This window comes from Bradyrhizobium sp. CCBAU 25360, from assembly GCF_028128695.1.
GTDB lineage: Bacteria > Pseudomonadota > Alphaproteobacteria > Rhizobiales > Xanthobacteraceae > Bradyrhizobium > Bradyrhizobium ottawaense.
Map to the genome: position 1 here is coordinate 20,484 of NZ_LBJA01000043.1, position 12,678 is coordinate 33,161.

A 12,678-nucleotide genomic window follows, 5' to 3' on the forward strand; every position below is an offset into this window, starting at 1 on the left:
CCCGCACGGCCAAAGATGTTCAGCCGCGCTCTCGCCAGGTGCGCGTCGACCTCTCTTACGAAGCAAAAGGAACCATTGATGTCGTATCTCGCGCCTTCGGAATTCGTCACCAAGATGGTGGATGCGGGCGAGTCCAAGATCTTCATGTCCACCCGGGATACCATCATCCGCGCCTACATGGCCGGCGCCATCCTCACGCTCGCCGCATGGTTCGCCGTCACGATCAACGTCAACACGGGTCAGCCGCTGGTCGGCGCGCTCTTGTTTCCGGTCGGCTTCGTCATGCTGTACCTCCTCGGCTTCGACCTCCTGACCGGCGTGTTCGTGCTCTCGCCGCTTGCCCTGATCGACAAGCGTCCTGGCGTCACGATCGGCGGCGTGCTGCGCAACTGGGGCCTCGTGTTCATCGGTAATTTCGCCGGCGCGTTCACGGTCGCCTTCATGATGGCCTTCGTCACCACCTTCGGCTTCACGCAGCCGCCGGACAAGGTCGGGACCGCCATCGGAATCATCGGCGAAAGCCGGACGCTCGGCTACGCCGCGCACGGTGCGGCCGGCATGGCGACGCTGTTCCTGCGCGGCATGCTCTGCAACTGGATGGTCTCGACCGGCGTCGTCGGCGCCATGATCTCGACCTCGGTCCCCGGCAAGGTCATCGCGATGTGGATGCCGATCCTGGTGTTCTTCTACATGGTGTTCGAGCATTCCGTCGTGAACATGTTCCTGTTCCCGTCCGGCCTGCTGCTCGGCGCGAAGTTCTCGATCCTCGACTATCTGATCTGGAACGAGATCCCGACCGTGCTCGGCAACCTCGTCGGCGGCCTCGCCTTCACCGGCATGACCCTCTACGCCACGCACGTCATGACCCTGCCGAAGCGCCAGGTCGACAAGGCTGCAAAGCCCCGCGTCGCCGCCTGATCGAATACGTCTCGACAGGGGAGCCTCGCCCGAGCAGGGTGAGGCTCCCCTCTCCTGGTGATGACGATGACCCGCGGACTCCTGATTTCGGTCGGCCAGCACTCCGACAAGGGCCGCAAGCCCGTCAACCAGGACTTTCACGGCGTCCTCATTCCAGAGGAGCCGCTGCTCGGCCTGAAGGGCATCTCGGCGGTCCTCGCCGACGGCATCTCCTCTAGCAGCGTGAGCCAGATCGCCAGCGAGTCGGCGGTCAAGAGCTTCCTGATGGACTATTACTGCACGTCGGAATCCTGGACGGTGAAGACCTCCGCCCGCCGCGTGCTGGACGCCACCAATTCCTGGCTGCATGCGCAGACGCGCAAGAGCCAATATGCCTATGACCGCGACAAGGGCTATGTCTGCACCCTCAGCGCCATGGTCATCAAGGCGACCACCGCGCACATCTTCCATGTCGGCGACTGCCGCATCTACCGCGTCGCCGGCAAGGCGCTCGAGCAGCTGACCGACGATCACCGCATCATCGTGTCATCGGAGCAGACCTATCTCGGCCGCGCGCTCGGCATCAATCCGCAGCTCGAGATCGACTACCTGGCGTTCGAGGTCGAGGCCGGCGACACGTTCCTGCTGGCGACCGACGGCGCTTACGAATTCGTCGACGCGCGCTTCATCACGAGCGCGCTGAACGAGCACGCAGGCGAGCTCGACGGTGCGGCGAGGGCGATCGTCGAGGAAGGCTACCGGCGCGGCAGCGACGACAACATCACCGTCCAGATTATCCGCATCGACGCGGTGCCGCAGCGCGAGCCGGCCGGCATCTTCAATCAGACGTCACAATTGCCGCTGCCTCCGCTGCCTGAGCCGCGCGCGATGTTCGACGGCTACCGCATCGTCCGCGAGATCCACGGCAGCAGCCGCAGCCACATCTATCTCGCCGTCGATGCCGAGACCGAGGAGCCGGTCGCGCTCAAGCTGCCGTCGGTCGATTTGCGCGACAACGCCGCCTATCTCAAGCGCTTCCTGATGGAGGAGTGGATCGCGCGCCGGATCGACAGCCCTCACGTGCTGAAGCCGCTGTCGCAGTCGCGGCGCCGCAATTATCTCTATGTCGCGACCGAATTCGTCGAGGGGCAGACCCTGAAGCAGTGGATGACCGACAATCCGCGCCCCGATCTCGAAACCGTGCGTGGCATCATTGAGCAGATCGCCGCGGGCCTGCGCGCCTTCCACCGCATGGAGATGCTGCATCAGGATCTCAGGCCCGAAAATATCCTGATCGACAAGACCGGCACCGCGAAGATCATCGACTTCGGATCGGTCAGGGTTGCGGGCGTCGCGGAGGCTGCGCCACGGGACGAGGCCGACGAAATCCTGGGCACGGTCCAGTATACGGCGCCGGAGTATTTTCTCGGGCAAGGCGGCTCACCGCGCTCCGACATGTTTTCGCTTGCGGTGATCTGCTACCAGATGCTGACCGGAAAGCTTCCCTACGGCGCCCAGATTGCCAGGATCCGGCGCAAGGCGGACGTGCGGAGGCTCAAATATCGCTCCGCAGACGACGACCGCAATGTGCCGGCCTGGATCGACGGCGCGCTCCGCCGCGCGCTGCATCCCGATCCCTACAAGCGGCACGAGGACCTGTCCGAATTCGTCTTCGAGCTTCGCACGCCCAATCCAGCCTATCTGGACACGCGGATCACGCCGCTATTGGAGCGCAGCCCGCTGATGTTCTGGAAGCTGACCTCCGCGGCACTCGCCTGCGCCGTCGTCGTGCTGCTGGCGCTGCTGCACGCGCGCTAGGGCCGAAGCGTCAGCTTCTGGCGGTAATGCGGAAATTCTATCGAGGTCTCCCCCTAGATCAATCTTTTGTCGGACGCGTTCATCGGCGCCGACTATCTGCCAGCGTAATAGCGCCTGCAGCCACTAGGACAATGATGATGACCGTGGCAAGCGCCTCCACCGAGGCAAAGGTGTCGTACCAGCTGTTCCAAAGCTCAAGCATGCGCTGGCCTCTATCGAGCGCCGCCCATCAGCGATAGACTACACTTTCTCAAAAGGACGCGCCTTCGCGCGCAAGCACAATGCTGCGTTTCGCCGCGTGCCTTTTGATCGCGCGGCAACGTGACCCATGCCGAAGATGTTGACCAACTGTGAAGTGGTTTACATCCTTGGGTTCTTGGCTCGGGCTAAAGTGGCGAAGGCTTCTTACTTTGAAGGAGGCATCCAATGCTCGCGGCAATCAGATGGAACTCCCGATATAACGCTCGCGAATGGGTGATGAAGGCTGGGGCGCTCGTCGTCCAACTCCGCGCACCGAATGCAAACCGACAGACCGGTGAAAGTAAGTCGAGGCGGCCACTCTGGAAGCACTTCGACGACACCCATCATTGGGACGCAACCGCGGAGGAATGGGTCCCAAACCCTGACCGGTGATCGCAACGCATTGTGCGCGCACCGGCCGAATTCGGAGACTTCAAGATGCCCGTTGCTGACGGGCCCGTCTAGCGGTGAGGCGGCGTCTTGACTTGCTCTGACATCCGTATCACGGACTGACGCAGTCGGCCCTACGGGGCTTGATCGTAGGCCTGCAGGATCCTGACAAAATCAGCCATGCTGGATCGATCTTGGCTTTCAGCCATAGCCGCAATCTGAGTATTGGACGCGGGTCGGCTTCCCTGCCAGAACCGCATCAAGAGATCGGCGATGTTTCTCATGGCGTACTCTCTGCACCAACCATGGCAATAAGCATCAATTGAGCGGCAAAGCGCCCGCTAGTTCGGGAGAAGGGCCGGCGGGCGCTACGCCGCCGGCCTTGTCCCGCAACTGCCGGCTCACAGGGCCGGTTCCGTTGCTTTCCACTCTGGATGCATCGGTAACACCAAGCACTTGGTCGGCGCCATCGCGCGCAGGTATGAAGTGACCATACCTAGGTAGACTTGGGTTGGTGAATCGGGATCAGTCGACCAAGTGTAGGTTTAATCGCTGGTAGGTTGACGACTTGCGTGGATGGCCCAACTCGTACGCGTCCGCACTGCCCCGGCATTCCGGCGGGCCATCAGGCCCGCTCCACAGCCTTCACCCCGAGCGGCGTCGGCGCCATGCCGCCGCCGGGCTTGAGGTGGAATTCGTAGGTCATCAGATGCCACTGACCGTTCGCCTTGGAGCCGTCAGGCATCGCGGGATCGTTGCGCGGCTCGACCTTGGCGACGAGATCATCCTTGACCCCGAACACCACGTCGGAATCCAGATATTTGTCGCCGTCCATGAAGACGTGCGTGATCAGGGGCTCGTATCCCCTCGCGTTGACCAGGAAGTGCACATGCGCCGGGCGCATCGGATGACGCTTGGTCTGCACGATCATCTCGCCGACCGGGCCGTCGGTCGGGATCGGATAGCTGCATGGCAAAATGGTACGGAAGAAGAAGCGGCCGTCGTTATCGGTGATGAAGCGCGCCCGCGCCGAAGCGCCGACCTCGTCATAGTTCGGCTTCTGGGAATCGTAGAAGCCGTCATCATCGGCATGCCAGACGTCGACGGGGACATTGGCCAGCGGCTTGCCCTGGAGGTCGGTGACGCGGCTCTGCACGAACATCCGCTCGCCGGTTTGATTGTTCGGCGAGATGTCGGTGCCATGCGCGGTCACCTTGTGCTCGCCGACATAGAACGGGCCGAGCACGGTGGTCTGGGTGGCGCCGTCGCGGTCGCGATGGTTGACCGCGTCGACCAGCATGGAGACACCGAGCACGTCGGACAGCAGGATGAACTCCTGGCGGGTGTCGGTGCATTTCTGACCGGTGCGGGTCAGGAAATCGATGGCGTAGTCCCATTCCTCGAAGGTGAGACCCGTCTTGCTCACGTAATCGTGCAGCGACTTCACCAGTTCCTGGAGCAGGAATTTGGCGCGCGGATTGGGCGTGCTGTCGAAGCTTTTCACGACGGCCTGGGTGAGATCAGTCTCGTTGAACTGGGTCATGATGGTTTGCCCTGCGTTTTCTCATTGGCCCCGGGGGGCTTGGAGGCGTTCCAGGGGCCAGCCTACACCAGTCGGCCCGCTCGCGTTAAGCGCGAGCGGCTTGGAATGGGGCCGTCATTTGGCTATCAACGGACCGACAAAACTGCCCGGAGGAACTGATGCTCGCTCCCACCCCCGCCTCGCCCGAATCCGTCGGCATGTCCAAGGCCGCGCTCGACCGCATCGATGCGCATCTGAGGAAACGGTACATCGATGCCGGCCGCTTCCCCGGCACGCATCTTCTCGTCTACCGCCGCGGCAAGGTCGCGCACAGCTCGGTTCAAGGCTTTGCCGACGTCGAGCGCAAGCTGTCGGTCAAGGACGACACCATCTACCGCATCTATTCCATGACCAAGCCGCTCACCAGCGTCGCCTTCATGATGCTGGTCGAGGAAGGCCTGGTCGCGATCGACGAGCCCGTCGCCAAGTACATTCCGGAATGGAAGGATCTCGGCGTGTTCATCGCCGGCAACTCGCCGGCCTTTCTGACCCGGCCGCCGTCCCGGCCGATGCTGATCGTCGACCTCCTGCGCCACACGTCCGGCCTCACCTACGGCTTCCAGCAACGCTCCAATGTCGATGCCGCCTACCGCACCGAAAAGATCGGCGAGGTCGAGAAGTCGGGCACGCTCCAGACCATGATCGAGGCTCTGGCCAAGATCCCGCTGGAATTCTCGCCGGGCGAGGCCTGGAACTACTCGGTCGCAACCGACGTGCTCGGCTATCTCGTCGGCAAGATCTCGGGAATCCCCTTCGAGCAATTCCTGAAGCAACGCATCCTCGACCCGCTCGGCATGACCGACACCGACTTCCACGTGCCGGCCTCCAAGGCGCATCGGTTCGCGGCCTGCTATTCCGCAGATCCCGGTGGCGGCATGACCTTCCATGCCGGCCAGCGCCGCGAAGGCCTGACACTTCAGGACGATCCGACAACGAGCTCGTTCCTCACCCCGCCCTCCTTCATCTCCGGCGGCGGCGGCCTCTGCTCGACGGTCGCAGACTATCTCACCTTCTGCCGCGCACTGCTCAACGGCGGCGAGCTCGGCGGCATCAGGCTGATCGGACCGAAAACGCTGGCCCTGATGACCAGCAACCACATTCCGGGCGGCCGCGCCCTGCCCGAAGTGTCGCGCTCGCTGTTCTCCGAGGCCGCCTATAACGGCATCGGCTTCGGTCTCGGCTTCGCGGTGACCATGCGCCCCGAAGAGACGCTGATCGCCGGCAGCCCCGGCGAATACAATTGGGGCGGCGCGGCCACGACCTCGTTCTGGATCGATCCGGCCGAAGAGCTGATCGCGATCTTCATGACGCAGGTGCTGCCGTCGAGCGCCTACCCGATCCGGCGCGAGCTGCGCAGCATGGTCTACGCCGCGATCACCGAGAGCAATCTGTAACCAATCCAGCCGATCCCGCGGCCCACCGCCGCGGGATCGCGCCATCAGACGCTCATTTGAGCATCTCCGGCACGATCAGGCGCGGCAGGAACAGCGACACGCTTGGCCAGACGATGACGGCCGCGAGCACGAGCAGCATCGGGATCAGCATGATCACCGTGTCCTTCAGAGCATAGCGCAGCCGCACGCCGGCGATCGAACAGGCGATCATCAGACACAGGCCGTAGGGCGGCGTCACCAGTCCGAACGCCAGCGACACGATGGAAATGATCGCGAACTGGACCGGATGGAGATCGACGGACCTGGCCAGTGGTTCCAGCACGGTGCCGACGATGACGATCGCCGGGATGGCGTCGAGGAAGCAGCCCACCACCAGAAAGCAGAAGGCGATGAAGAAGCCGGCTGAGACAGTGCCCATGCCCCATGTCGAGACGTTGGCCAGCAGCTCCTGAGGGATCTTGTAGTAGGCGAGCAGCCAGCCGAACGCACTTGCGGTGCCGACGCAGAACAGAGCCACGCCGGCAAGGCGCCCGGTGTCGAGCAGGGCCTTGTACAATTCCCGTATGCCTGTCTCCCGATAGAAGAACGCCGACAGCGCGACGGAATATAGCACCGCGACGCAGGCGGACTCGGTTGCGGTGAACAGCCGAGCAGAATGCCCCCAACGATGATGAAGGGCGTCATCAGCGCCGGAATTGACTTCCAGATGGCGCATCGCATCTCGACCCAGCTTGCCTTCGGATAGGTCGGGTAGCCGCGGCGCACTGCATAGACGTGCACCGTCGCCATCTGCGCGCCCGCGATCAGCAAACCCGGCACGATGCCGGCCAGATACATCGCCGCAATCGAGGTCGAGATCAGCCCGCCCCACACGATCATGAGGATCGACGGCGGGATGATGACCGCCAGGACCGCTGACACCGCGGTGATGGCAATCGAGAACGAGAGATCGTAGCCCTCCTTGGTCTGTGCATCGATGAAGATCTTTGACTGGCTCGCTGCATCAGCGGTGGAGGAGCCCGAGATGCCGGCAAAGAATACCGACAGCACGACATTGATCTGCGCCAGCGATCCGGGCCAGTGCCCGACCATCGAGCGCGACAGCGCCACCAGGCGATCGGTGATGCCGCCGATGCTCATCAGGTTGGCCGTCAGCAGGAAGAACGGCACCGCGAGCAGGATGAATGAATTGTAGGCGTTGAAGGTTTCCTGCGCGAGCATCATCATCGAGAGATGAGGCTCGATCAGCAGAATCGGCACGCAGGCAAGGCCGAGCGCGAAGGCGACCGGCACGCGCACGATGAGCAGGCCGATGAAAACCCCGAACAGCACCATCGCGGCCTGTCCGGCGGAGAGTACATTGCCGCTCATCGCCCTGCCCCAACCAGAATGCGCATTTCATCGATGATCTGTTCACCCGCAAAGATGATCCACGTCACGCCGGTCACAGGCCAGGCGACGTGAATCAGCCAAAGCGGCAGATCGGCCAGCTCTGAAGTCCTGTTCCAGGCAAAGCGGGTGAACTCGAGGCCGGCCGATACGAACACCAGCGCCAGCGCCAGTATGCCGAGCCGCGCGAGGATTCGCACCGCGGCCTCCGACCGCCGCGACAGGTCAGGCCACACATCGACCTCGAAATGCTGCGCTTCGCGCACGCCGACCATGGCGCCGATCATGATCGTCCAGACGAACAGGAAGCGCGCCATCTCCTCCGTCCAGATGTAGGACGGAATGAAGGGCGTGTAGCGTGAGATGATTTGCAGCGTGACCGGAACAACCAGGACGCCGACGTAGGTGGCCAGCAGGAATTCCAGCAGCTTCGCATAGGCCGCCGATACGCGGCGCCACAGCGACGGTGTGGACGGGACGGGCATTTCAGACATTGGGGCTCCGTGCAGCAGCTCATCCGCCAGCTCCGGGCAAGAAGCGGGGCTTGCCCGGACGTGCTGTCGGCGGACGCAAAGACCTCAGACGACGTTGATCTTCTCGAAAATGCCCTCCGCACCGATTTCCTTGGCGTAGGTGGCCATCACGGGGTCGGCAAGCTTCTTCATGGCGTCCCGCTCCTCGAAGGGAACGCGCTTGAGCTTGCCGGCCTTCTCGAGCGTGTCGAGCTTGACGACCTCTTCGCTCGACTCGAGCTGACGGCCGTAGTCGCCGGCCTCCTTGCCGGCCTTCATGATCGCGTCCTGCAGCTCCTTCGGCAGGGTCTTCAGCGTCTTCACCGAGAAGCAGATCGGCCGGATCGACACGGCGTGCTGGGTCAGGTTGAGATGCGGAGCGACTTCGTAGAACTTCATCGCCTCGACGCCGGCCGCCTCGTTTTCGCCGGCCGATATCACACCGTTCTGGATCGCGTTGTAGATCTCATTATAGGCGATCACCGTCGGGCTCATGCCGACCGCCGCAAAGGTCTTCGACCAGATCGGCGCGCCCTGCACGCGAACCTTGAGTCCCTTGAGATCGGCGAGATTCTTGAGTGGCTTGTTGGCGAAGATGTTGCGGATGCCGCCGCCGGAATAGCCGATCAGGACGACCTCGGCCTTCGCCGCGACCTCGTCGGCGATCGGCGCCAGGATATTGGCTTCGACGACCTTGTTCATGTGCTCGATGCCCTTGAACACGAAGGGCGCGTCGATGAAGGGGGCAGCCTTGGCGAAGGTCGACATGTGAGCCGGCGAGACGATGCCGTAATCGACCGCCTTGCCCTGCGACATGTACTCGAAATACTGCTTCTCGAGGCCGAGCGAGGAGTTCCTGTGCAGGGTGAAGTTGACGGGCTTGCCGTAGTACTTCTTCACCAGCTCCTCGAACCGGAGCAGTGCCCGGTTGAAGGCGTGGTCGTCGTTGAACTGGACCGCGCCGTTCAGCGAGATCGGCGCTTGCGCCCTGAGGATCGACGGCATCCCAATCGTGGCCGCCGCAGTGGTCGCACCGATACCAGCGAGAAATGACCTTCGCTTCATCGTCTCCCCTCCCTTTGATGCTCCGGCCCTGTAGCCGGGCCGTGAGCGCAGCCGGTATGCGGCTTGCGAAATGGAAGCGTATGAAAAACGTCGGCCGGACGGAAGTCATTTCGCGTGCGCTGGAGGTACTCTTCGTCGCAGGGTTACGCCCGGCACACCTGCTGCACTGCAACTCGCGCTCCTGCCGGCGCGGCCAGTCCGTATGGGCGCAGTCGCACTCTCGTAGGAGGCGGACCACGAGCGGACCTGTGCGCTGCACGCACGGACCCGCTCGCCCGTTACTGCTGGCCTAGTGCATATGCCCGATCAGATAGATGCCGCCGCCGATCACCAGCACGGCCGGCACGGCCCACAAGATCATTACCGGCATTTGTCATCCTCCTCAGTTTGCTCCTCAGTTAGACGTGCAGACCTTCACGGTCTTCATGCCGCTTTCAGCTTCGGTCCGCGGTTTGTAGATCGTACCCGACGGGCTGACGACGGTCATCGTCATGTCCGTCGGCTTCTTGTCGACGACGGTGCACTTCTTCGTCTTGACGTCCTGCACGACGTAGAACTCGTCGGCTGCGAACGCGGGCAGGGACAATGCAGTTAGCATCAACGCTGCAGGCGCGGACATCCCGGACTGCGCTGCAACATCTCGTTTCCGAACCGCTCGCCATCTGCGAAAAACATGGCGCCACGCAAGTCTCGCACGTATGGTCTGCCCAAAATCATAATCCGGCGCCGCTGCGCCGGAACCGGGACGCCCGCGTTTGTCAAAGCTCACCCTGCCGGTCCGGCTCGCTCTTCTGGTGACGGGAACGATGTTGCCGCTGATCGTCTTTGCGGTTGGCATTGTGTTCTACAATTACAAGCAGGATCGAAGCGACGCGACCCGCCGAGTGCTGGAGAACGTGCGCAGCATGCGCCTCGTGCTCGACTCCGAGGTGCAGCGGATGACCGGCGGCTTGCAAGTGCTTGCACTGACGAATTCGCTTCGTAACGACGACTTCCAGAACTTCCGCCGCATCGCGCTCGGCTTCCTCGACCAATATGGCAAGGGCGGGCTGGTGCTGATCTCCGATCGCAAGGGCCGGCTGCTGTTTTCCTCCGCAACGGAAGGCACCGCAAGCCTGCCGCCACGCGGCCATCTCGAGATCGTCGAAAAAGTCTTTGCGACCAGGTCGCCGCAATATTCCGACCTGTTCACCGGCGCGATCAACGGGCGGCAGGTGCTCACCGTCGAGGTTCCGGTGTTCCGCGACGGCGAGGTGATCTACGACCTCTGCTTCAGCCCACCGATCAGCATCTTTCAGGAACTGGTGGAGAAGCAGCGGCCCGACCGGCTCTGGACGGTGACTCTGCTCGACACCAAGGGCATCGTGTTTGCACGCGCGCCGAACCCCAGCGAGACCTTCGGCAAACGCGCCTCGCCCTCGCTCTATGCCGAGATGTTCCGCCGCAGCGAGGCATCGCTCCCGACGGTGTCGCTCGACGGCATCGCTCTGGCCGCGGCCTACACACGATCGCGGCTGACGGGCTGGACGATCGCCGCCGGCGTCGACGAAAGCTCCCTGATCGCGCCGCTCTGGCGCAACATCGCGATCACCAGCCTGATCGGCGGCATCCTGCTGCTGACCGGCCTGACCTTCGCGGTCAGGATGGCAACCACGATCGCGCGCGGCGAGATGCTGCACAATCTCCTGATCGACGAGCTCAACCATCGCGTCAAGAACACGCTGGCCTTGATGCAGGCGATCGCGGTGCAGACCTTCCGCAGCGCCAGCCGGGACGAGCGGACGAAATTCGAGGGACGGCTCGGCGCACTGGCCGAAGCGCATAATCTGCTGAGCCAGGAGAAATGGGCGGGCTCCGAGCTGCGGGAGGTGATCGCCCGTGCGCTACAGCCGTTCCTGATGAACAGTCCTGACCGCATCCGCATGGCCGGACCCGCCGTGCCGCTGTCGCCGCGGCTCGCCGTGGTGCTGTCGATGATCGTGCACGAGATCGCCACCAACGCCGCGAAATACGGAGCGCTGTCCAACGAGACCGGCCGGGTGACGCTGGACTGGGAGATCATCGCCGATGCTCCGAAACCGCGGCTGCGCCTGATCTGGACCGAGATCGGCGGACCGCCGGTGACCGCGCCGGTACAGCGCGGCTTCGGCTCGCGCCTGATCGAGCGCAGCGCACGCGACCAGCTCGGCGGCGAGGCCACCGTCGACTTCCTGCCGCGCGGCGTGGTCTGCACGGTGGTCTGTACGCTGGACGAGGCGCGGTAGCCGCTCCGGGCCTGGCGCCATATCGCAGCGCAATACAGCCTTTCCTGCGACAATTGCGCTCGCCCCAGGCAATCATCCGATGTTAAACATCGGATGATTGTGAAGCTGCCGGCGGGCGGCCAATACAAATGAACCGGCCGCGACAGGCCGGCGGGGAGAAACAAACCGGTGGCAAGAGCGCGGCCGAGCCCAGCCGACAAACTGATCAAGCCCGGCCGCATCCGCGCCGTGCTGACGACGCTCGGCCGCGAGATCGCCCAGGATCTCATTCCCGTCGATACCACCCTGCCGCCGGAGCCGGAACTCGAAGCCCGTTTCGGCGTAGGGCGCGGCGTGGTGCGCGAGGCGATCAAGACGCTCGCCGCGAAGGGCCTCGTCAGCGTGCGACCGCGCCACGGCACGCAAGTGCTGCCGCGCCACGAATGGAGCCTGCTCGATCGCGACGTGCTGAGCTGGCTCGTCGGCCAGGACGAACCGGATCGCGACCTCCTGCTGGCAATCCAGGAGGTGCGCTCGATCATCGAGCCTGCAGCCGCAGCGCTTGCGGCCGAACGCGCGACAAGGAACGATCGCTGGCGGATCGATACGGCCTTGGCCGCGATGCAGACCGCAAAGGACCAGGCCAGCGCCCTCGCCGCCGACAAGGCCTTTCATCTTGCCATCCTGGATGCGACCCATAACCCGGTGTTGCAGGGCTTTCGCAGCGCGATCGACACCATCCTGAGCACCGTCTTCACCGTCGCCGTCGGGAGCCCCGGGGGCTGGTTCAAGGATAATTTGCCGAACCACGTGGCGGCGGCGCGGGCTATCGAGAGCGCCAACCCCGAGAAGGCGCGCGCCGCGATGGAACGCCTGCTCGGCTATACCCGATTGAAGCTCTCGAACCGGAAGACGGTCATCGCCGCGGCAACTCGCAACGGGTCAGCCGTGCGCGCGGCCAGGACGTCGAGCGTCAAGAGCAGAAGGAAACGTCGTGGACCGTGACAGGAAGGGCTCGCCCCACATCCACGCTCCGCCCGGGATCGCGGTCGTGGCAACCGACGGCCAGCCGCGATCGCGCGAGACACGGTGACGATGTCAGGAATGATCAGCGTGAAATGCCGGCACAGGCATAGCTGAGCGTCAGG

The 12,678-nt window shown here is 63.5% G+C and carries 10 protein-coding genes and 1 pseudogene; 5 read left to right on the forward strand and 6 right to left on the reverse strand.

Annotated elements, in window-relative coordinates; genetic code table 11:
* The first annotated feature begins 78 nt into the window (after positions 1–78).
* Both XH81_RS27040 and XH81_RS27045 read left to right on the forward strand, forming a co-directional pair.
* The gene (locus tag XH81_RS27040) at positions 79–918 is read left to right on the forward strand and encodes a formate/nitrite transporter family protein (RefSeq protein WP_028144315.1); all 840 of its coding nucleotides are present in this window, start codon (positions 79–81) and stop codon (positions 916–918) included.
* Between the two features lie 60 nt (positions 919–978).
* Positions 979–2,715: a bifunctional protein-serine/threonine kinase/phosphatase gene (locus XH81_RS27045; protein ID WP_271596512.1), complete on the forward strand. Its 1,737-nt coding sequence runs from the start codon at positions 979–981 to the stop codon at positions 2,713–2,715.
* 764 nt (positions 2,716–3,479) lie between these two features.
* Here XH81_RS27045 and XH81_RS27050 read toward each other — a convergent pair.
* Positions 3,480–3,629 carry a hypothetical protein gene (locus XH81_RS27050; RefSeq protein WP_168772738.1) on the reverse strand — a complete coding sequence of 50 codons (150 nt, stop codon included), beginning with the start codon at positions 3,627–3,629 and terminating at the stop codon, positions 3,480–3,482.
* 341 nt (positions 3,630–3,970) lie between these two features.
* On the reverse strand, positions 3,971–4,888 hold the full coding sequence (locus tag XH81_RS27055) for a dioxygenase family protein (protein ID WP_028143051.1): 918 nt from the start codon (positions 4,886–4,888) through the stop codon (positions 3,971–3,973).
* A 158-nt stretch (positions 4,889–5,046) separates the two neighbouring features.
* Between XH81_RS27055 and XH81_RS27060 the strand changes: the two genes are divergently transcribed.
* Positions 5,047–6,321 (forward strand): serine hydrolase domain-containing protein, encoded by a 1,275-nt coding sequence (locus XH81_RS27060; RefSeq protein ID WP_028143052.1) that lies wholly within the window; start codon positions 5,047–5,049, stop codon positions 6,319–6,321.
* Positions 6,322–6,373: 52 nt separating this feature from the next.
* Here XH81_RS27060 and XH81_RS38595 read toward each other — a convergent pair.
* From XH81_RS38595 to XH81_RS27085, 4 genes and pseudogenes are all read right to left on the reverse strand, one after another.
* Positions 6,374–7,692, reverse strand: a pseudogene (locus XH81_RS38595) (TRAP transporter large permease).
* Positions 7,689–8,204: a TRAP transporter small permease gene (locus XH81_RS27075; protein ID WP_271596430.1), complete on the reverse strand. Its 516-nt coding sequence runs from the start codon at positions 8,202–8,204 to the stop codon at positions 7,689–7,691. The pseudogene XH81_RS38595 and the gene XH81_RS27075 overlap by 4 nt, the downstream one beginning before the upstream one ends.
* Before the next feature lie 84 nt (positions 8,205–8,288).
* On the reverse strand, positions 8,289–9,287 hold the full coding sequence (locus XH81_RS27080; protein WP_018322778.1) for a TRAP transporter substrate-binding protein: 999 nt from the start codon (positions 9,285–9,287) through the stop codon (positions 8,289–8,291).
* Positions 9,288–9,681: 394 nt separating this feature from the next.
* Positions 9,682–9,906 carry a hypothetical protein gene (locus XH81_RS27085; protein WP_038947004.1) on the reverse strand — a complete coding sequence of 75 codons (225 nt, stop codon included), beginning with the start codon at positions 9,904–9,906 and terminating at the stop codon, positions 9,682–9,684.
* A 187-nt stretch (positions 9,907–10,093) separates the two neighbouring features.
* Between XH81_RS27085 and XH81_RS27090 the strand changes: the two genes are divergently transcribed.
* Both XH81_RS27090 and XH81_RS27095 read left to right on the forward strand, forming a co-directional pair.
* Positions 10,094–11,551: a sensor histidine kinase gene (locus XH81_RS27090; protein ID WP_049801725.1), complete on the forward strand. Its 1,458-nt coding sequence runs from the start codon at positions 10,094–10,096 to the stop codon at positions 11,549–11,551.
* Between the two features lie 168 nt (positions 11,552–11,719).
* Entirely contained in the window at positions 11,720–12,535 is an 816-nt protein-coding gene (locus XH81_RS27095) for a FadR/GntR family transcriptional regulator (RefSeq protein WP_028143057.1), read from the forward strand.
* The last annotated feature ends 143 nt before the right edge of the window (positions 12,536–12,678 follow it).